This window comes from Streptomyces sp. NPDC001700 (assembly GCF_053596435.1).
This window is the reverse complement of record NZ_JBSFGE010000002.1, coordinates 191,082-211,219: the sequence shown is the minus strand read 5'-3', so window position 1 is coordinate 211,219 and position 20,138 is coordinate 191,082. Positions and strand designations below refer to the sequence as shown.

At 71.0% G+C, this 20,138-nt stretch carries 19 protein-coding genes; 7 read left to right on the top strand and 12 right to left on the bottom strand.

Annotated features, from left to right (window positions below; genetic code table 11):
• The first annotated feature begins 6 nt into the window (after positions 1-6).
• Positions 7-426 (top strand): VOC family protein, encoded by a 420-nt coding sequence (locus tag ACWC5C_RS04400; protein WP_385436033.1) that lies wholly within the window; start codon positions 7-9, stop codon positions 424-426.
• A 20-nt stretch (positions 427-446) separates the two neighbouring features.
• Here ACWC5C_RS04400 and ACWC5C_RS04395 read toward each other — a convergent pair whose 3' ends face one another.
• From ACWC5C_RS04395 to ACWC5C_RS04360, 8 genes are all read right to left on the bottom strand, one after another.
• The gene (locus ACWC5C_RS04395; protein WP_450873594.1) at positions 447-1,484 is read right to left on the bottom strand and encodes a hypothetical protein; all 1,038 of its coding nucleotides are present in this window, start codon (positions 1,482-1,484) and stop codon (positions 447-449) included.
• Position 1,485: 1 nt separating this feature from the next.
• Positions 1,486-2,316 carry a hypothetical protein gene (locus tag ACWC5C_RS04390; RefSeq protein ID WP_450873592.1) on the bottom strand — a complete coding sequence of 277 codons (831 nt, stop codon included), beginning with the start codon at positions 2,314-2,316 and terminating at the stop codon, positions 1,486-1,488.
• Between the two features lie 19 nt (positions 2,317-2,335).
• Positions 2,336-3,772 (bottom strand): hypothetical protein, encoded by a 1,437-nt coding sequence (locus ACWC5C_RS04385; RefSeq protein ID WP_450873590.1) that lies wholly within the window; start codon positions 3,770-3,772, stop codon positions 2,336-2,338.
• The gene (locus ACWC5C_RS04380) at positions 3,772-4,104 is read right to left on the bottom strand and encodes a hypothetical protein (RefSeq protein WP_450873588.1); all 333 of its coding nucleotides are present in this window, start codon (positions 4,102-4,104) and stop codon (positions 3,772-3,774) included. Before ACWC5C_RS04380 ends, ACWC5C_RS04385 begins: the two co-directional genes overlap by 1 nt.
• A 164-nt stretch (positions 4,105-4,268) precedes the next feature.
• Positions 4,269-4,697: a Fur family transcriptional regulator gene (locus ACWC5C_RS04375; protein ID WP_385436028.1), complete on the bottom strand. Its 429-nt coding sequence runs from the start codon at positions 4,695-4,697 to the stop codon at positions 4,269-4,271.
• Between the two features lie 100 nt (positions 4,698-4,797).
• The gene (locus ACWC5C_RS04370) at positions 4,798-5,682 is read right to left on the bottom strand and encodes a metal ABC transporter permease (RefSeq protein ID WP_450873586.1); all 885 of its coding nucleotides are present in this window, start codon (positions 5,680-5,682) and stop codon (positions 4,798-4,800) included.
• Position 5,683: 1 nt separating this feature from the next.
• On the bottom strand, positions 5,684-6,583 hold the full coding sequence (locus ACWC5C_RS04365) for a metal ABC transporter ATP-binding protein (protein ID WP_450873584.1): 900 nt from the start codon (positions 6,581-6,583) through the stop codon (positions 5,684-5,686).
• A gap of 20 nt (positions 6,584-6,603) precedes the next feature.
• Complete coding sequence (locus tag ACWC5C_RS04360; protein ID WP_450873582.1) at positions 6,604-7,590, bottom strand: metal ABC transporter substrate-binding protein; 987 nt, start codon at positions 7,588-7,590, stop codon at positions 6,604-6,606.
• Positions 7,591-7,743: 153 nt separating this feature from the next.
• Between ACWC5C_RS04360 and ACWC5C_RS04355 the strand changes: the two genes are divergently transcribed.
• Both ACWC5C_RS04355 and ACWC5C_RS04350 read left to right on the top strand, forming a co-directional pair.
• The gene (locus tag ACWC5C_RS04355) at positions 7,744-9,126 is read left to right on the top strand and encodes a glycine--tRNA ligase (RefSeq protein ID WP_450873580.1); all 1,383 of its coding nucleotides are present in this window, start codon (positions 7,744-7,746) and stop codon (positions 9,124-9,126) included.
• A 136-nt stretch (positions 9,127-9,262) separates the two neighbouring features.
• Positions 9,263-9,565, top strand: coding sequence for a hypothetical protein (locus tag ACWC5C_RS04350; RefSeq protein WP_450873578.1), 303 nt, complete (start codon positions 9,263-9,265; stop codon positions 9,563-9,565).
• A gap of 31 nt (positions 9,566-9,596) precedes the next feature.
• Here ACWC5C_RS04350 and ACWC5C_RS04345 read toward each other — a convergent pair whose 3' ends face one another.
• The 3 genes from ACWC5C_RS04345 to ACWC5C_RS04335 form a co-directional block, all read right to left on the bottom strand.
• Positions 9,597-10,184, bottom strand: coding sequence for a TetR family transcriptional regulator (locus ACWC5C_RS04345; protein ID WP_450873576.1), 588 nt, complete (start codon positions 10,182-10,184; stop codon positions 9,597-9,599).
• 8 nt (positions 10,185-10,192) lie between these two features.
• The gene (locus tag ACWC5C_RS04340; RefSeq protein ID WP_450873574.1) at positions 10,193-11,212 is read right to left on the bottom strand and encodes an aldo/keto reductase; all 1,020 of its coding nucleotides are present in this window, start codon (positions 11,210-11,212) and stop codon (positions 10,193-10,195) included.
• 148 nt (positions 11,213-11,360) lie between these two features.
• Positions 11,361-12,818 carry an MFS transporter gene (locus ACWC5C_RS04335; protein WP_450873573.1) on the bottom strand — a complete coding sequence of 486 codons (1,458 nt, stop codon included), beginning with the start codon at positions 12,816-12,818 and terminating at the stop codon, positions 11,361-11,363.
• Between the two features lie 102 nt (positions 12,819-12,920).
• On the opposite strand from ACWC5C_RS04335, the gene ACWC5C_RS04330 reads away from it, so the two are divergent.
• Positions 12,921-13,787 carry a helix-turn-helix transcriptional regulator gene (locus ACWC5C_RS04330; RefSeq protein ID WP_450873571.1) on the top strand — a complete coding sequence of 289 codons (867 nt, stop codon included), beginning with the start codon at positions 12,921-12,923 and terminating at the stop codon, positions 13,785-13,787.
• Here ACWC5C_RS04330 and ACWC5C_RS04325 read toward each other — a convergent pair.
• Positions 13,754-15,253 carry an MFS transporter gene (locus ACWC5C_RS04325; protein WP_450873569.1) on the bottom strand — a complete coding sequence of 500 codons (1,500 nt, stop codon included), beginning with the start codon at positions 15,251-15,253 and terminating at the stop codon, positions 13,754-13,756. The genes ACWC5C_RS04330 and ACWC5C_RS04325 overlap by 34 nt on opposite strands.
• 179 nt (positions 15,254-15,432) lie before the next feature.
• Between ACWC5C_RS04325 and dusB the strand changes: the two genes are divergently transcribed.
• The 3 genes from dusB to ACWC5C_RS04310 all read left to right on the top strand — a co-directional run bounded on the left by dusB (position 15,433) and on the right by ACWC5C_RS04310 (position 20,123).
• On the top strand, positions 15,433-16,572 hold the full coding sequence (gene dusB, locus ACWC5C_RS04320) for a tRNA dihydrouridine synthase DusB (RefSeq protein WP_450873567.1): 1,140 nt from the start codon (positions 15,433-15,435) through the stop codon (positions 16,570-16,572).
• Positions 16,573-16,662: 90 nt separating this feature from the next.
• On the top strand, positions 16,663-17,913 hold the full coding sequence (locus ACWC5C_RS04315) for a hypothetical protein (RefSeq protein ID WP_450873565.1): 1,251 nt from the start codon (positions 16,663-16,665) through the stop codon (positions 17,911-17,913).
• On the top strand, positions 17,910-20,123 hold the full coding sequence (locus ACWC5C_RS04310) for a VMAP-C domain-containing protein (RefSeq protein WP_450873564.1): 2,214 nt from the start codon (positions 17,910-17,912) through the stop codon (positions 20,121-20,123). Before ACWC5C_RS04315 ends, ACWC5C_RS04310 begins: the two co-directional genes overlap by 4 nt.
• Positions 20,124-20,138: the final 15 nt, after the last annotated feature.

The window sequence follows — 20,138 nt, the reverse complement described above, 5'->3', positions numbered from 1 at the left end:
ACAGACATGAACACCAACATCACGCTTTCGACCTGCTTCATCGCCGTCGACGACCACGACAAGGCCCTCGCCTTCTACCGCGACATCCTGGGGCTGGAGGTGCGCAATGACGTCGGGTTCGAGGGAATGCGCTGGGTGACCGTCGGATCGCCGTCGCAGCCCGACGTCAACATCGTCCTCGAACCGCCCGCCGCCAACCCCAACGCCTCGCCCGCCGACAAGCAGACCATGGCGGAACTCCTCGCCAAGGGCATGCTGCGCGGGGTCCTCTTCGCGACCGACGACGTGGACGCCACGTTCGAGCGCGTCCAGGCGGCGGGCGGCGAGGTGCTGCAGGAGCCGATCGACCAGCCGTACGGCGTCCGCGACTGCGCCTTCCGCGACCCGGCGGGGAACATGCTGCGCTTCACCCAGCCCAAGCGCTAGCCGAAGCGCCAGCCCATGCGCTAGCCGGATTCCGGCGCGCCCCAGCCCCGCCGGTACGCGGCCCAGTCACCCGGTGTCGCCGCGAAGTCCACGTACAGCGCGACGCCGAACCGCTCACGGCGCGCGTCCTCGCGGCCCAGCCCGAGGCGGAGGCCCCGGACGCCCGCCGCCACCGTCTCGGCCGACTCGTGGTGGCCGATGTCGTCGGTGTGGAAGGCGGGCAGGCCCATCAGCAGGTCGGTGCCGCGTGGGGTCGCCTCGAGGGCCAGGCGCGTCTGCTGGGCGACGTAGCCCCCGTACAGGCTCGCCAGCGGCATCGCCGTGTCGTAGGACATCACCGCGATCTGGTCGACCCGGCGGGCGACCGCGCCGAAATACGACTGCGACCACCACTTGGGGTGACCGGTGACGAAACCCGCGACGGAGTGGAGGGAGGGGAGGGGATCGATCTGGTGCGCGGCCACCGACAGCGGCGCGCGGTGGGCGCGGGTGACAGCGCGCACGTCGTCCAGCAGCGACAGGTAGTCCTGGTCGTCGGAGTGCAGGGGTTCCAGGTCGAAGTGGACACCCGCGAACCCCGCGTCCAGGACCTGCCGCGCCGAGCGTACGACCCGCTCGCGCGTCGTCCGTTCGCCGAGGTCCATCCCCGTCTGCCCCTCGGTGGACAGGACGTCGCCGAGCCACGCCTGGACGCGTACGCCGGGCATCTCGCGCCGCACCGCGTCCACCAGCCAGCGGGCCTTCGGGTAGCGCGCCGGGGGCAGGCGGCCGTCGTGCTCCAGAGGGCCCGCGTGGACGTACAGGTCCCGGATGCCGGTTCCGCGTACCCGCTGGACCAGCTCGGCGAGCTGGGCCTCGCTGTTGCGCCCGTCGACCCAGGCGTGCCCCAGCCACGCCGCGTCCCGCTCGCGCGTACGCGTTCCGGGGGCGGGGTCGCCCGCGAACTGCAGCCGCAGCGACACCCCGGCGGTGAGGAGGGGCACGATGAGGAGCAGGGCGGTGCCCGCCGCGACGCGTTTGGGCCACTTCAGGCGTGGATGGGACCACCGGAGCGGCACGTCAGCCTCCGTCGTAGGACACGACCGTGCCGTCCAGGGTGTCGGCGACGCGTGACCCCAGGTCGTAGTCGCAGAGGTTGACGCTCCAGTTTCCGGCCGTGACCAGGGTCGCGGGCACGCCCTTGTAGGCGATGGCCTCGCGGAGCACCGCGTTCCGGTCGGCGGCCGAGGCGTGCAGGGCGAGGGTGGCGCAGTTGGGCGAGCCGGTGGCCTTGCCGGTGGTGCAGGTCAGCACCGTGTCCGACCGCTGTTTCCGGTCGTCGCAGCCGACCGCCCCGGCGAGGTCGTCGGCCAGGGCGCCGACGGTCCGGTAGCGGGGTGCGGCGGGGATGTCGGGCAGCGGGTACTTGGGGATCTTGGCCTTCTTGGGCGGCAGTACGACGCCGCCGAGAGCGGCCGCGATCTGGTTCGCGAAGCGGGGCTCGGTGACCCATACGAACCAGTGACCGGCGGCGACCAGGGTGTGGCTGGTGGGTGGCGCCCGGTGGGAGGCGATGGAGTCGCCGACCTCGTCGCGGTCGAAGATCTCCGGATTGAGTACGTGAACGTCGTTCTCGAACTTCGTGCCGTCGATGACGGACGCGCATCCGAGGCTTGAGCCCCCGCGCCCGCTGCCCTGCGAGCGGCGGGTGATCTCGCACGGGACCCCGCCCGCTTCGAGCGCCTCCACGACCGCGTCCGCGTCCGCGTAGTCGGGCTTGGTGGGCACATTGCCCGGCATCGTGGCGCTCGGGCTGGGCGACGAGCCGTCGCCGCCGCCCGTCGTGTTGCCGCACGCGGCGAGGAGGGCCGTGGCCATCCCCGCCGCGAACACGCTGATCACTCGCTTCATGAACTCATCTCTTCGGGGGCTAGCCCGTCGCCGAGGGGCGCGGTGTGAGACCGGGGCTGGGCTCGGTCGGCTTCTTGTCGCCGCCTTCGTCGTCCTTGTCACCCGAGGAATCGGACGGCGGAGTGGGGGACGGCCCGGGCTCCGGCGAGGGGGTACCGGGCTCCGGCTCGTCGGTGCCGGTGCCGTGCGACTCGTCGCCGTAGATCGGGTCGATGGTGAACGAGTGCCCCTTGGGCGTCTCGCCCTCCAGCTGCTCCAGGGCCCTCTGCCGCTCCTCGTCGCTCAGGGCCTCCCACGCCTGGGCGTCCGACAGATGCGGCTGGAGCCTGTCCCAGTTCTCCCCACGCGCCTTGATGTCGCCCCCTCGATGGTCCGAGTCGTCCCCGTACTGCTCGTTCTTCTCGCGGACGTCGGGGGTGTCGGCGGCGTAGAGGACGAACAACTGCTTGTCCGTGTCCGAGCCGTACGGATTCGTCTGCAACTCCTTGAGGTGGTAAGCGCTCAGGCGTATGTCCTCGTTGGGGTTCTCCTCGATGTACTTGGTGAGTTGGGCATCGCTGAGGTCTCCCAGGTAGGTGCCGTCCGCCGTGGTGAACACATCGCGGTTGTTCGCCATGACGTTGCGGGCCGTCCCCAGCTTCATGTGCGTGATGCCCAGCGACTTGTCCGGCTTGATCGTCTGCTGCAGCGTCCAGTTGAACATCCTGCCGATGCTCGGCAGGAAGCCGCGGCCGTCCTTGTCGTAGTTCTGGTACCACTGCTGCTCCTGCCAGACGATCGACAGCAGCAGCGTCTTGCTCATACCGGTCTCCTTCGCCGCCCGCTCCACGGCGGCGAGCTGCGCGGGGGAGACGTTGATCGGGTGCGTACCGTCGGACGCGCCCGTCAGGCGTAGCGCGATCGCCAGCGGGCTGTTCTTCTTCAGCGCCTCCTTGATCAGCTGTGGATCGGAGATTTTCGTGAGGCCGCTGATGGTGCGCAGCGCGGCCGCCGCCGTGGTGTCGGCCTTGGTCGCGCGGGACAGGGCGTCCTCGATGATGCCCTGGGCGTGCCGGACCGGCTCCGACTGGCTGTCGTCACCGGGTGCGGAGGCCACCGGCTTGGAGCGGGCGACGCGACCGCTGTCGTCGACGGTCAGCTCATGGTCGCTCGCGTAGTCGAGTGCGCTGTTCAGATCGCGCTGGGCGGCCTCGATCTCGTCGGCCAGATCGTCGTAGACGCGGCACAGCTCGCGCAGCGCCAGATTCGCCGCTTCGTAGTCATCGGCGTGCTTGACGAAGGTGCGGCGGGCGGCGAGCCCCGCGTCGGACACCCACTGCTTCTCGATGGTGCGGGCCACGTCGTCGCGGGCGACGGTGCCGATCTCGTCGCAGTGCTTGGCCGCGCTGAGGGCGTCGGTGGCGGCGTCCCGCCAGGCTTGCGGGCTCGCGGACCGGAGGTCGGGTACGGAGACCATCAGGCGCCCTCCAGCCAGCGGGCGTCCTTGCGGAGTTCCGCCTCGATGGAGAGGTCGGTGTCCATGTAGTCGTCCATGGCATCGGTGATGGCGGCGGCCGCCTCCCTGGCCGACTTGCCGAGTTCGTGCAGCCGGTCGCGCCACGCCGTGACGCACTCCTGGTTGGGCTGCGCGACCGCCCACCCCGAATGGGCCTTCCCGGCGGCCTCGGGGTCGTCCAGCTTGGTCTTGTTCTGCCCCGTGGCGCTGGTGGTGTGGAAGGCGCCCGCGGTCTTCTTCGGAGACGGTGGATCGATGAATAAATCCGGCATTCCGGGCAGGTGCGAGGACATCAGGCTTCCCCCAAGCAGCCGTAATGTGCATGTACTTGACACCGTACCCAGCAAATCGCCCCAAGACAGGGTGCGTGCGCATACGACGGTGGTTCCAGTACAAAGCTGTGACGGCCCTGGGGGAAACGGGAACGTCAGCGGGGACCAGCCCTGAGGAAGGGGGGCTAAGCCTGTGCGTCCTTCACCGGGGACGCGCAGTCACCGCAGGTGCCGAAGATCTCGATCGTATGGGCGACGTCCACGAAGCCGTGCTCGGCGGCGATCGCGTCGGCCCACTTCTCGACCGCCGGGCCTTCGACCTCGACCGCCTTGCCGCAGGAGCGGCAGACCAGGTGGTGGTGGTGCTCCTCGCTGTTGCAGCGGCGGTAGACGGCCTCGCCCTCGGTGGTACGGAGGACGTCGACCTCACCGGCGTCGGCGAGGGACTGGAGGGTGCGGTAGACGGTGGTCAGGCCGACCGAGTCGCCCCGGTGCTTGAGCATGTCGTGAAGCTCCTGCGCACTGCGGAACTCGTCCACCTCATCCAGCGCCGCCGCCACCGCGGCGCGCTGCCTGGTGGACCGGCCGCGTACTGGGGGACCCGCGGTCGCCACAGTTGCCTCCTCAACCTCGCTTGCCCGTAGCGCTCTGCCTGCCGCTCTCTCTGCTTCGCCATTGTGCCAGCTAACGGATGCGCTACGGACTAGCTAAGCATCACACGAGTACGTCGTCCTTGAGGGTGCACCGCCCCTCGGTCGAAGCGGCCCGTCCGGCGCGCTGTTTGGCGCGCCGTTTGGCCAGGGGCGCGGCGAGCGCGGTGACGACGGCGAAGACGCCGATGGCGAGGACGACGATGCTCGCGCCGGGCGGCACGTTCCGGTAGAAGGAGAAGACCGTTCCGGACAGGGTGACCACGACGCCGATGCCGACCGCCAGCGCGAGCGTCATCGCGAAGCCGCGGGTGGCCTGCTGGGCGGCGGCGACCGGGACCACCATGAGGGCGCTGACCAGCAGCAGGCCGACGACGCGCATCGCGACCGTGACGGTGACGGCCGCGGTGATGGCCAGCAGCAGGTTGAGCGTACGGACCGGCAGCCCGGTCACCCGGGCGAACTCCTCGTCCTGGCAGACCGCGAACAGCTGGCGCCGCAGCCCGAGGGTGATCAGCACGACGAAGGCGGCGAGCAGGCTGATCACGACGACGTCCTGCTGCGACACGGTGGTGATCGAGCCGAAGAGATACGTGGTGAGGTTGGCGTTGGAGCCGGTCGGCGAGAGGTTGATCAGCAGGACGCCGCCCGCCATGCCCCCGTAGAAGAGCATCGCGAGCGCGAGGTCGCCGCGGGTCTTGCCGTACCAGCGGATCAGCTCCATCAGGACGGCGCCGAGGGCGGAGACCAGGACGGCGGTCCAGACCGGGTTGGTGCCGGTCAGGAAGCCGAGGGCGACACCGGTGAGCGCGACGTGGCCGATGCCGTCGCCCATGATCGCCTGGCGGCGCTGGACGAGGTAGATGCCGACGGCGGGGGCGGTGATGCCGACGAGGACGGCGGCGAGCAGGGCCCGCTGCATAAAGGCGTAGTCGAGGACTTCCAGCATGTCAGGTCAGCAACCCTGTCCGGATCGGTTCGGCGTCGGGCGCCGCGTGGGGATGGACGTGATCATGGCCGGGCAGCGCATGCTGGCCGACGGCCTGGGGCGGCGGGCCGTCGTGGACGACGCAGCCGTCGCGGAGCACCACCGCGCGGTCGATCAGCGGCTCCAGCGGACCCAGCTCATGGAGGACGAGCAGGACGGTGGTCCCCGCGGCGACCTGCTCGCGCAGTGTCCCGGCGAGGATCTCCTGGCTGGCCAGGTCGACCCCGGCCATCGGCTCGTCCATGATCAGCAGCTCGGGTTCACCGGCCAGCGCGCGGGCGATCAGCACCCGCTGGTGCTGGCCGCCGGAGAGCGCGCCGACCGGGTCGCGGGCGCGGTCGGCCATGCCGACCAGCTCCAGGGCGCGGTGGACGGCCGCCCGGTCGGCCTTGCGCGGCGGCCCGAACCGGCGGCGGGCCAGCCGTCCGGCCGAGACGACCTCGCGGACGGTCGCGGGGACGCCGCTGGCCGCGGTCGTCCGCTGCGGTACGTAGCCGACGCGGGCCCAGTCGCGGAAACGGCGCCCCGGGGTGCCGAACAGCGCCAGCTCGCCGCCGGTCAGCGGCACCTGGCCGACGACGGCGCGGACGGCGGTCGACTTGCCGGAGCCGTTCGCGCCGAGCAGCGCGACGACCTCGCCGCGGCCCACGGCCAGGTCGATGCCGCGCAGGATGGGGCGGCCGCCGAGCGAGGCGGTGGCGCCGCGCAGGGATATGACCGGGTCCGGGGCGGATATGTCTGACTCCGGGGCGGATGTGACCGGCTCCGCCCGTTCGCCGGAGCGTTCACCGGATCGTGCGCTGCCGTCGGGTTCCTTGGCCATGGATTCCTCCGTCGTCTCGCGCGTCGTCTCGTGGGTCATTCCGCGCGTCGCCTCACGCGTCACTTCGCGCCGAGCGCCGTGCGCAGGGCCGTCAGGTTCGACCGCATGACCTCGAAGTAGTCGCGGCCCTTGGACTTGTCCGAGATCCCCTCGATGGGGTCGAGGACGTCCGTCTTCAGCTGGAGATCGCCCGCCAGCGCCTTCGCCGTCTTGTCGCTCACCAGCGTCTCGAAGAAGACGGTGTTGACCTTGTCCTTCTTGGCGATCGTGTGCAGCCCCCGCATCCGCGCCGGGCTCGGCTCGGATTCCGGGTCGACGCCGGAGATGGCCTCCTGGCGGAGCCCGTAGCGCTCGGAGAGGTAGCCGAACGCCGCGTGGGTGGTGATGAAGGTATCCGTGCCGCGGCCCTTCAATCCGGTCTTGAAGTCGTCATTGAGGGCGCCGAGCTGCTTCACCAGGGCGGCGGTGTTCTTCTTGTACGCGGCGGCGTGGTCCGGGTCCGCCTTCTGCAGGGCCTTGCCGACGCCCTCGGCGACCTGGGCGTAGCGCACCGGGTCCAGCCAGATGTGCGGGTCGGCGGCGGCGTCGCCCTCGTGGGCCTTGTGCGCCTCATGACCGTGCTCGCCGCCCTCCGCGTGCTCGTGGGCGTCCTCCCCCTCCACCTCCGTCCCGTGGTCCTCCAGGGAGGTGTACGAGGCGGCGTCGGCGACGTGCTTCGGGTCGGCCTGGCCGATGGCCTGGTCGACGGACGGCTGGAGCCCCTTGAGGTAGACCACCAGCCCGGCCTCGCTGAGCTGGGCCGTCTGCCGGGGGCTGATCTCCAGGTCGTGCGGTTCGACGCCCGGTTTGGTCAGGGAGGAGACATGGACATGGCTCCCCCCGATGCGCTGGGCGAGGAACTGCATCGGGTAGAACGACGCCACCACATCGAGCTTGCCGTCCGTCCTTCCGTCCCCGGCGTCGGTGGAGCAGGCTGTGAGGGTGGTCAAGCCCATCGCGGCGGCCCCCAGGAGGGCTGTTGCGGGGTGGAGGCGGCGTATGTTCATGACTCTCATTTTCAACAAAAATGGAAACGGTTGTCAACAAGGGTCTTGTTCTTGATCACTTCCGGTATCGATTTGATCCGGGGGGTGCCGCCGCCGGTAACCTGAAGCATTCGCTTCGCGTCCTCCAATGTCGTCATCAATGAAGAGAGCACCGTGGCCGCCGACAAGATCGACACCATCGTCAGCCTGAGCAAGCGCCGTGGCTTCGTCTATCCGTGCAGCGAGATCTACGGCGGCCAGCGTGCCGCCTGGGACTACGGACCGCTCGGCGTGGAGCTGAAGGAGAACATCAAGCGCCAGTGGTGGCGTTCCATGGTCACCTCGCGTGACGACGTCGTGGGACTCGACTCGTCCGTGATCCTCGCCCGCGAGGTCTGGGAGGCGTCCGGCCACGTCGCCACCTTCACCGACCCGCTGACCGAGTGCACCTCCTGCCACAAGCGGTTCCGCGCGGACCACCTGGAAGAGGCCTACGAGGCCAAGCACGGCAAGCTGCCCGAGAACGGCATGGCCGACCTCAACTGCCCGCACTGCGGCAACAAGGGCAGCTTCACCGAGCCCAAGCAGTTCTCCGGCCTGCTCTCCACCCACCTCGGCCCGACCCAGGACTCCGGCTCGGTCGCGTACCTGCGCCCCGAGACCGCCCAGGGCATCTTCACCAACTTCCTCGCCGTGCAGCAGACCTCGCGCCGCAAGCCGCCGTTCGGCATCGCGCAGCTCGGCAAGTCGTTCCGGAACGAGATCACGCCGGGCAACTTCATCTTCCGCACCCGTGAGTTCGAGCAGATGGAGATGGAGTTCTTCGTTAAGCCGGGCGAGGACGAGCAGTGGCACGAGTACTGGATGGAGCAGCGCTACAACTGGTACCGGGAGCTGGGCATCCAGGAGAACAACATCCGCTGGTACGAGCACCCGAAGGAGAAGCTCTCCCACTACTCGAAGCGCACCGCCGACATCGAGTACCGCTTCAGCTTCGGCGGCTCCGAGTGGGGTGAGCTGGAGGGCGTGGCCAACCGCACGGACTACGACCTCAAGGCGCACTCCGCGGCGTCCGGCCAGGACCTGTCGTACTTCGACCAGGAGGCCGGCGAGCGCTGGACCCCGTACGTCATCGAGCCGGCGGCGGGCGTCGGCCGCGCCATGCTGGCCTTCATGCTCGACGCGTACATCGAGGACGAGGCGCCCAACGCCAAGGGCAAGCTGGAGAAGCGCACCGTGATGCGGCTCGACCCGCGGCTCGCCCCGGTCAAGGTCGCGGTGCTGCCGCTGTCCCGCAACCCGCAGCTCTCCCCGAAGGCCAAGGGCCTCGCGGCCGACCTGCGCAAGCACTGGAACATCGAGTTCGACGACGCGGGCGCCATCGGCCGCCGCTACCGCCGTCAGGACGAGATCGGCACGCCCTTCTGCGTCACCGTCGACTTCGACACCCTCGACGACAACGCCGTGACCGTGCGCGAACGCGACACGATGAAGCAGGAGCGGGTCTCCCTCGACCAGATCCAGTCGTACCTGGGTGGCCGACTGATCGGCTGCTGACCAGCGAGTACGGCAGGACGCACAGCACGAGGACGGGCTCCGGCACCGCGGATAGAATGCCGCGGCGCCGGAGCCCGTCGTCGGCTTGGCAGGTTCGGTTCGGCAGGGGTTCGGCAGGAACGGGGGTTCACCAACCATGCGCAGCGTGACGCACCACATCACCGCCACCAGCGAGGACGGCACCGTCTTCGAGGTCAGCTATGGCTACGGCCGGGGGCAGCGGCGGCTCCTCGGCTGTCTGCACTGTGACTGGCAGGAACAGATCACCTACGGCGGCGCCCGCCACAAGGGCCTCGACCACCTCGCCCAGGCCCACGGCGCCCTGGGCTCCCCCCGCATGACAGCCGACGCGGCAGCCCGCCGCCAAGCCCTCCTGATCATGCTCGCCTGCTTCGCGGTGGCCGCGGCGATGCTGTGGTGGGCAGCCTCCCAGGCCTGACGCGGGGGGCGCCTCGCGCTCCCTACGCTCCCTACGCCCGCAGGCCGTTCAGCAGGAGTTCGAAGAGGTCCGCGAAGGCCAGTTCGGCGCCTGGGTCCGACCATTCCTGTGCGTAGACCGGGTCGTGGAAGTGGGCTGTGGCGGACCAGAGGGACTGGGCTGTTCTGCGGGCGTCGGGGGTGGTGAACTCGCCGTTCGCGATGCCGGTTTCGACGATTTTCGTGAGGTGGCCGACCATCGTCTCGATGTGGCGGGCGACGGTGGTGCTGTTCTCGGCGGCCAGGGAGAGGTAGGTGGCGAACAGCTCCGGGTCGTCGCCCGCCTTGCGGCGTTTGGCGGCGAAGAGGGTGGCCAGCCACTCGCGCAGGCGGTCGGCGGCCGGGCCCTTGGCGCGGGCGATGGCGGACAGTTCGTCCTGGGCCTGGTCGAGCCAGCGTTCGGTGACCGCCTCACGCAGGGCCGCCTTGGTACGGAAGTGGCGGTAGACACTGCCGTGGCTGACCCCGAGGGCGCGGGCGACGTCCACGACCGTGGCCTTGGCCGGGCCGTAGCGGCGCAGGACGTCCTCGGTGGCTTCGAGGACGCGGTCGGGGGTCAGGGGCGTCTCGGGCGGCGGCATCGGGTCCCTTACTTCTTCTCGCTGTCGAGGTGGGCCACCTGGGCCTGCCCATAGCGGTCGCCCGCTGCGGCGTCGGCCGGAACGGCCTCCTCGATCGCGGCCAGGTCGTCGGCGTCGAGCGTAGCGCCCAGCGAGCCGAGCGCTTCGGTCAGCTGCGCACGTGTGCGGGAACCGATCAGCGGGACGATGGCCGTGGCGTGCTTGGGGCCCTGGGCGAGCACCCAGGCGATGGCGGTCTGCGCGACGCTGATGCCCTTGCCGTCGGCGACCTTGCGCAGGGCCTCGACCAGGCCGAGGTTGCGGTCGATGTTCTCGCCGCCGAAGCGCGGGCTGAAGCTCCGGAAGTCGGTGTCGGCGAGCTTGCGGTCCCGGCTCCAGTGGCCGCTGATCAGCCCGCGGGAGAGCACGCCGTACGCGGTGATGCCGACGCCCAGCTCACGGCAGACCGGCAGGATCTCGTCCTCGATGCCACGGGAGATCAGCGAGTACTCGATCTGCAGATCGCAGATCGGGGCGACGGCGGCGGCCCGGCGTACGGTCTCCGCGCCCGCCTCCGAGAGCCCGATGTGCCGTACGTACCCGGCCTCGACCAGCTCGGCGATGGCGCCCACGGTCTCCTCGATCGGGACGTCGGGGTCGACGCGGGCGATGCGGTAGACGTCGATGTGGTCGGCGCCGAGGCGCTGGAGGGAGTAGGCGGCGAAGTTCTTGACGGCGGCCGGGCGGCCGTCGTAGCCGGACCAGTTGCCGTCGGGGCCGCGCAGCGCGCCGAACTTCACACTGAGCAGGGCGTTTTCGCGGTGCGCCGCAGGGGCGGTGCGCAGGGCCTCGTTGATGAGCAGTTCGTTGTGGCCCATGGCGTAGAAGTCGCCGGTGTCCAGCAGGGTGATCCCGGCGTCGAGCGCGGCGTGGATGGTGGCGAGGGACTCGGCGCGGTCGGCGGGACCGTACAGGGCGGACATGCCCATGCATCCGAGACCGAGTGCGGAGACCTGGGGGCCGGTGGTGCCGAGTTGGCGCAGCTGCATGGGAGTGCTCCTCGCGGGGACTCGGGGGACGTCGGAGGGACGTCGGGTAACGGGTATGCGTTGACGAGCGTGGCAGATGCGATGACAGATTTCAATATCTGTCATCGCATAGCTGTCACTGCATACCTGTCACCCCCACGGCCCCCGCTCACGCCACCACGCGCGGCAGCCGCAGGCTCAGCGCCACCGTCAGCGCGACCGCCGCGAGCTGCGCCGCGAGCGTGATCACCAGCGCGTCGCCCATGCCCATCGACGGCGCCAGCGCGAGGAACAGCGTGCCGAGCGTGGCCACGCCCAGGGCCAGCGAGGACTGCTGGGTCGTGACCAGCACGCCGCTGCCCACCCCGGCACGCTCGGTCGGCACCTCGGACAGCACGATCCGGATCAGCACCGGCAGCTGCAGCCCCTGCCCGAGACCGGCCAGCGCGACGCCCGGCAGCAGTCCGGCCAGGGACAGGTCCGGCCAGTCGCGCGCCACGGCCAGCATCAGCAGCCCGAGGCCCGCCGCCTGGAGCAAGCCGCCGGTGGTCACCACACGGCTGCCGTACCGGCCGACCAGGCGCGGCCCCATGAGCGAGGCCACGAAGAACGTGATGGCCATCGGCGCCAGCGCCATACCGGCCGCGACAGGCCCGTACCGCAGACCCTGCTGCAGCGCCACCGCGATGACGAACATGAAGCCGCCGAAGCCGATCGAGAACGGCACCAGGATCGGCAGGCCGCGCCGCAGCGCGCGCAGCGCGAACAGGCTCGGCGGCAGCAGGGGAGTGGTCCCGGCCCGGTCGGCGCGGCGCTCGATCACGTAGAACGCGGTCGCCACGAAGGGGAACGCGCCCAGCAGCAGCCAGGTCCACAGCGGCCAGCCCGCCGCCCGGCCCTCGGTCAGCGGCACCATCAGCGTGATCAGCGAGACGCCCAGCAGCACCGTGCCCGGCACGTCCACCGGCGCGGGCCGGTCCGAGCGGGTCTCCGGCACCGTACGCACCGCCAGCACCAGGCCGATCAGCGCGACCGGGACGTTGACCAGGAAGACCGCGCGCCATCCGGTGCCCGCGATGTCCGCGGCCACCAGCAGCCCGCCCAGGATCTGCCCCGCCACCATGGCGAGACCGGCCGTCGCGCCGTACATGCTGAGCGCGCGGGCGCGGTGCGAGCCGCTGGTGGTGGCGTGGATGGTGGCGAGCACCTGCGGCAGCATCAGCGCCGCCGCCGCGCCCTGCGCGACGCGCGCCGCGACCAGGGTCCAGGCGTCCGGGGCGAGCCCGCAGGCCAGCGAGGTCAGCCCGAAGGCCGCCATTCCGGCGAGGAAGAGGCGGCGCCGTCCAAAGGTGTCGCCCAGCCGTCCGCCGAGGACCAGCAGCACCGCGTAGGCCACGCCGTACCCGGCGACGATCAGCTCCAGGACGGCCGGGCCCGCGGCCAGGTCGCGGTCCATGGTGGGCAGGGCCACGTTGACGATGAAGAAGTCGATCAGAGGAAGGGCCGCCCCGAGCAGCAGGGTGAACAGCCCCGGGCCGCTCAGATGGCCGGGCTCGCCGGGCGTCTCCGCGACGGCACCCCGGGCCGTCGGGGCGAGGGTTCTGGTGGGGATTTCGGTATCGGTCACGCTTCAGACGATCCCGCCACACTCAGACGGGTACCAGAGTCTCTTTATCCTGGTACAAGAAGTACCTGGCAACCGGCTGAGCCCATGGGGCACTCTGGACCCATGACCATCACGGTGCAGACTGCCACAGGTGATATCCGACGGACCGAGCTGGCGGCCTTTCTGCGCAGCCGCCGCGAGCGGATCACCCCCGAGCAGGTCGGGCTGCCCCGAGGCCGCCGCCGGCGGACCCCCGGGCTGCGCCGTGAGGAGGTCGCCCAGCTCTCCACGGTGGGCGTCACCTGGTACACCTGGCTGGAGCAGGCCCGGGACATCCACGTCTCGGCGCAGGTCCTCGACGCCATCGCCCGCGCGCTGCTCCTGGACCGCAGCGAGCGCGCCCATCTCTTCGCCCTCGCCGGACAGGCCGATCCGAGCCCCGCGAACGAGTGCGCCGGGGTGCCGCAGTCGCTCCAGGTGATGCTGGAGCGGCTGGAGCCGTTCCCGGCGTGCGTACAGAACGCCCGGTTCGACCTCCTCGCGTACAACCGCTCCTACCGGCTGCTGATGTGCGACCTGGACACGCTGCCGCCGGAGGACCGCAATTGCATGTGGCTGGCCTTCACCCACGACGAGTGGCGGGCGAGCCTGGTCGAGCGGGACGAGACGATCCGGCTGATGGCCGCCAAGTTCCGCGCCGCGATGGCCGAACACGTCGCCGAGCCCGCGTGGAAGGCGCTGCTGAGGCGGCTGGAGGACGCCTCACCGGAGTTCCGGGAGATCTGGGCGCGCCATGAGGTGGTGCGGCCCGGCGACCGGATCAAGATCTTCCGGCAGTCGAGCGTGGGCGTCGTACGGCTGACCTCGACCAGCCTGTGGACCGGCCCCAACGGCGGGCCCAAGCTGCTCACGTACACCCCGGCGGACGAGGAGTCCCGTGAGCGCCTGGACCGGCTTCACGCCCTCGCGCTCGAATTGGCCGACGTCTGACCCGTCGGCCCGCCCTCCTCGAACAGCGCGGCGGCGCGCTTCGTCGTGGCCAGCGCCCAGCGGCCGGTGGTCAGCGCGCCCAGCAGCAGGATGACGGCACCGCAGCCCGCGATGATCCACCAGGCGGGCCGGGCGGCGTCCACGAACGCGGCGGCGGCCGAGGCCGAGGCCTTGTGGCCCGGCTCCGCTCCCGCCACCCCGGCCGCCGCGCCCGCGGCCAGCACGGCGCCGATCACCGCGACCCCCAGCGACTGGCCCACCTGACGGCTGGTGGAGGCGACGGCGGAGGCGACCCCGGCCTGCGAACGGGGCATCCCGGAGACCGCCGTATTGGTGATGGGCGCGTTGACCAGACCGAATCCGATACCGAACAGCACATAGCCGATCAGCAGCAGCACATTGGTGGACTGGGCGTCGAAGACCGCGAACAGCACCCCGCTGGCCGCCATCGTCACCCCGGCCAGCAGCAGCGGCAGCCGGGGCCCGCCGTGGCCCACCAGCCGCCCGGACAGCGGCGCGCAGATGAAGCACATGAACGCCATCGGCAGCATCCACAGCCCGGCGTGCAGGGCGTCGAGCCCGCGCACGTCCTGCAGATAGAGCGTGTTCAGGAAGAGGAAGCCGCCGAGCGCCGCGAACGCGCTCACCGCGATGACCGTCGCCCCGCTGAAGGGGGCGCTGTGGAAGAAGCGCACATCGATGAGCGGTTCGGCGCGCCGCCGCTCGTAGCGGATCAGCGCGACCAGCCCGATGACGGCGACCGTCGCGCAGGTGGTGATCAGCGGCGAGGCCCAGCCGTGCCCCGGCGCCTCGATGATGGCGTACGTCAGACAGCCGAGGACGGCGATGACCAGCAGCTGGCCGATGGGATCGGGCCTGCGGGGCTTCGGAGCCCGCGACTCCGGTACGAAGCGGGCGGTCAGTGCCATCGCCGCGAGCCCGACCGGAAGGTTTATCCAGAAGATCGAGCGCCAGCCGATCGACTCCACCAGCACCCCGCCGACGATCGGTCCGGCCGCCATGCTGATGCCGACGACACCGCCCCACACCCCGATCGCCCGGGCCCGCTCCCGGGGCTCGGTGAAGGTGTTGGTGATGATCGACATGGCCACCGGGTTGAGCATCGAGCCGCCGATGGCCTGCACCATACGGAAGCCGACCAGCGCCCCTAGATTGGGCGCGAGGCTGCACAGCGCCGAGCCGAGCGTGAAGATCACCAGACCGGTCTGGAAGACGCGCTTGCGCCCGATCCGGTCGGCCGTCGACCCGGCGAGCATCAGCAGCGCCGCCAGGACGAGGGTGTACGCGTCGATCGTCCACTGCATCCCGGAGACGGAGGCGTTCAGATCGCTGCGCATCGAGGGCAGGGCGACGTTCAGCACGGTGTTGTCGAGGCTGACGAGCAGCAGGCTCATGCAGCAGATCGCCAGCACGAGCATGCGCCGCCGAGGGCTGAGCTCAGGCATGGTTGAACGCTACAACGATGTCGGGGGAACGGCCGTATGAACCGCCCGGCCGATTCCCCGCGCGGGTGCGGGACAATGAGAGGTCCGGTCCGTACGACGCCACGTACCACGACGCGTACGACGGCCCGGTACGGCCACCCATACGTACGTCCTACCCGCACCGCGAGGAAGCTCACCCCATGACCCAGACGCAGCTGCAGATCGGCCCGCACACGGTCCAGCCACCGGTCGTCCTCGCGCCGATGGCCGGGATCACCAACGCGCCGTTCCGCACCCTGTGCCGGGAGTTCAGCGGCGGCAAGGGGCTGTTCGTCAGCGAGATGATCACGACCCGCGCGCTGGTCGAGCGGGACGCCAAGACCATGCGGCTGGTGCACTTCGACGGCACCGAGAAGCCGCGCTCCATCCAGCTGTACGGGGTCGACCCGGTGACCGTCGGCAAGGCCGTACGGATGATCGTGGACGAGGACCTGGCCGACCACATCGACCTCAACTTCGGCTGCCCGGTGCCCAAGGTGACCCGCAAGGGCGGCGGCTCGGCGCTTCCGTACAAGCGGAACCTGCTGCGCGCGATCCTGCGCGAGGCGGTGACGGGCGCCGGTCCGCTGCCGGTGACCATGAAGATGCGCAAGGGCATCGACGACGACCACATCACCTATCTCGACGCGGGCCGGATCGCGGTCGAGGAGGGCGTCACCGCGATCGCCCTGCACGGCCGCACCGCCGCCCAGCACTACGGCGGCACGGCGGACTGGGACGCCATCGCGCGCCTGAAGGAGACCGTCCCGGAGATCCCGGTGCTCGGCAACGGCGACATCTGGTCCGCCGACGACGCGGTACGGATGATGAGCCAGACCGGATGCGACGGCGTGGTCGTCGGGCGCGGCTGCCTGGGGCGGCCGTGGCTCTTCGGCGACCTGGTCGCGGCGTTCGAACCGGGCGGCGGGGCCGGTTCCGCCCGGCCCACGCTCAAGGAGGTCGCCGCCGTGATGCGCCGCCATGCCGAGCTGCTCGCGCAGTGGCTGGAGGACGAGGAGCGCGGCGTGATCGACTTCCGTAAGCATGTCGCCTGGTACACCAAGGGCTTCTCGGTCGGCTCCGAGATGCGCAAGCGGCTCGCGATCACCTCGTCCCTCGCCGAGCTGGACGAGCTGCTGGCCGGTCTTGACCTGGACCAGGAGTGGCCCCCCGGCGCCGACGGCCCCCGTGGCCGCACCTCCGGCCGCAACCGCGTGGTGCTCCCGGACGGCTGGCTGGCGGACCCCTACGACTGCGCGGGCGTGACGGCGGACGCGGAGCTGGACACCTCGGGCGGCTGACCTCGGTAGTTCGGGGGTCACAGGAGGTCATCACGGGCTAAAGTGATGGGCTCGTGGTGGCGGTGGGATCCGGACGATCTGGGGGGATCGGTGACAAGCGTCGTCTTCGTCCACGGCACGGGGGTCCGGGCCAAGTCGTACGAGAAGAGCATCGCGCGGGTCGTGAAGGGCCTCGGGCGGGCGAGAGCCGATATCCGCGTCGTCCGCTGCTTCTGGGGAGAGCGGCACGGGGCGTCGCTGGGGCTCGGCGGGGCGTCGATCCCGGTGCGGAGCAAGAGCCGAGGCGTCGGCGGTGACGCGCTGCTGGACGAGGACGATCCGCTGGCCGTCTGGGCGCTGCTGGAGGTGGATCCGCTCGCCGAGCTGCGGGAGTTCGCGGAGGTGGCGACGGCGCGGCGCGGCGGGGGCGCGGCGCGGGCCGGTTTCGCCCCCGGCCGTCAGGACCCCTGGCAGACCGTGGCGGACAAGGCGCGCGGGCTGACCCTGGCGGCGGTGACCGGCGGCGGAAGCAGCCTGGACGACCTGGCAGCCGACCTCGCGCCGCACCTCGGCCCGGCCGGTGGCCGCGTCGCCCAGGAGATCTCCCGCGCCCTGGGCGGCACTCCGTACGCCGACGGGATCGAGCCCATCGCGGCCCGCGCCGTGTACGCGCTGGCCGTCCAGCGGGCCGAGGGCCCGCACGGCGACGATGAGCCGCTCGCCGTGGACGGCGCCGACCGGGACACCGTCGTCGGCGCGCTCACCGGTCAGCTGGGCGGCACCGGCCGGGACGGATTCGCCGTCCGCGCCGCGAAGGGCGTCGCCGTCCGGGCGCTCAACTCCTACCTCTCGCCGCTGTCTTCGCTGGCCCACACCTTCCGTGGCGGGATCACCGAGAAGTCCGTCCCGGCCAGTGGCGACATCCTCCGCTACCAGGTGCGCGGCGCCGGGGTGCGTACCGCGATCCGTACGGCGGTGCGCGAGGCGATCGCGTCAGGGGGCGGCCCGGTGGTGCTGCTCGCCCACAGCCTCGGCGGGATCGCCTGCGTCGATCTGCTCGCCGAGCCCGATCCGCCCGAGGGCGTGGAGCTGCTGGTGACGGTCGGCTCGCAGGCGCCGTTCCTCTACGAGCTGGACGCGCTCACCGCACTGCGCCGAGGCGAACCGCTGCCCGGTACCTTCCCCCGCTGGATCAACGTCTACGACGAGCAGGATCTGCTGGGCTTCGTCGGGGAGAAGGTCTTCCCCGACCGGGTCACCGATCTGCGCGTCAACACCCGCCAGCCCTTCCCGCGCGCCCACACCGCGTACTTCGCCCACCAGCGGCTGTACGAACTGCTGGCCCCGGAGCTGCCGAAGTGACAGCGGTGGAACACGACTGGCGCCGTACCCATGCCGTGATCGTGGCGGTCGAGCGGTACAACGGCAGCGACGATCTGAACCTCGACGGCCCGGTGCACGATGCCATCGGGATGCGGAACTGGCTCGCCGGGAGGGGCGTACCGCCGGAGAACATCCAGTTGCTGGCCTCGCCCATGGAGCGCAACCGGGAGGCCCTGGCGGCGGCGCACCCCGGCTACCGCCCGGCGGAGCGCCGGGACGTGCGCGAGGTCTTCCGGGACGGGCTGCGCGAGATCGACGGCGACTGGCTGTGGATCTACTGGGCCGGGCACGGGGTGCAGGCACCGGGCGGCCGGTGGAGCCTGCTGTACCCCGAGACGTCCGACACCGACCTGCAGGGGATGGACGCCGACAGCCTGCTCGACCTGGTGCGCACCGACCATCTGCCCTGGGACGGAGTGGACCGGGTCACCGTGATCGTCGACGCCTGCCGGCGCGCCCTTCCCCTCCACACTCATGAGCTGGCCGACACCCCGCAGCCGCTCACCAAGGCGCCCCAGACCAGATCCGATCGGCGGGTCTTCTGGATGCGCGCCTGCCAGGCCGGTGCCGTCGCCATGGAGCAGGAGGGAGCCGGGCGCTTCACCTCTGCTCTGCTGCGGCAGCTCGAAGCGGCGGGCGGCGCCGGAGCGGCGCTGGATCTGGACCAGGTCGGGAAGGGCGTACGGGACGACTTCGCCCAACGACCCGCGACCGGGAGCGGGAGCGGGAGCGGGAGCGGCCGACAGTACCCGACGATGCACGTCATCGACTGGGACCAGCAAGAGCGGACGGACCGGCTCGGCCCGCCCGCCCCGCCCCTGGATCCGGAGAAGCGGCGGTTCCGGGAGATGGTGGTACTGGAGGCGGCGGGGCTGCTCGGGGCGGATCCCGCCGGGTCGGCGGCGAGGGTCGCCGCCCGGCTGTGCGAGCAGTTCACCACCGGCCCGCCCGCCATGACTCCCCTCCCGGCCGGGGAACTGGTCGACTGGGCCCTGGACAACCCGCACGGCACCGTCACCCTCCTGGCCGAGCTGAGCGCACCCGCCCCGGTCCGCGCGGAGATCCGCAAGGCGTGCCACGTCCTCCAGAACCAGTGGCTGACCCGCGCCGAGTACGTGGAGCTGGTCGCGCTGCTGGGGCGGCTGGACGAGCGGGGCCGGTACGACGTCGCCGAGGAGGCCCGCGCGCTGTTCGGCCTCGTCGATCTGGCGTTCCACGGTCCGGCCGCGCTCGCCGAGGCGCTGGAGGAGCTGCTCCCCAAACCGGACCAGCTCCCTCAACTGCTCAGGGTCGTGGAGCGCTTCGCGGCCGTCGACGGCGGGGCGGTCGCCGCCGATCTGCGTGCCTGGTCGCTGCGGTGCGCCGAACGGCTGGGCATGAAGGGCCAGTTGAAGGAGCGGCGCGGCGAGGCCGAGGAGTACGCCGAAGGCGTCAAGGCGGCCGGTCCCGCCCAGGACCAGCGCGTCCAGATCCGGCTCCACCCCTCCAACGGGCCCGAGCGCGCGTACGAGGTGTGGACGCGGCGCGGCGAGGACGTCAACTCCCTGGCCAAGGTGGACACCCCCGCCTCCCTGGAGGAGATACGGGACGGCCTGGAAGCCGTGCTGAACGCCCAGCCCTACGCCCCGGACACCCTGGTGGAGTTCTTCGTTCCCTCCACCGACCTCGAACTGGCCGTGCACCGCTGGCAGTTCGCGCGGCCCGTCAAGCGGCATCTGGGCACCGACTACCCGGTCGTCATGCGCTGCACCGAATTCCGTGAACCCCAGCGCCACGATCTGTGGAAGGGCCGCTGGAAGCGGGTCGGCACCGCCGCCACCAGGGATCTGCGCTGGCTGCCGGGCGACATGGACTGCGGTGAGGTGTACGCCGTCGTCCAGCAGACCGTGGACGCTCCCGGCGCGATGACGACCACCCCCTCGCGGGCCCGGGCGGACCTCTTCAACGCCTGTCTGTTCGGCGGGGTGCCCGTCCTCATCTGGCACGGCGAGGCGGAACCGTCCCTAGCGGAGGACGAGATACGCAAGCTACTCGGCGAGGAGAGACCACTGCGCTCCCTTCCCCAGCGGCTGCGTGAACTCCGCTCCGACAGCGACCCCTACCGGAGTCACCACGGCAGGCACATGGCCCTCCTGTGGGACGATCCGCACCACCCGCTCCCCGACCAACTCGACCTGTCCGCACCCTGAGGAGAGACGAAGAAG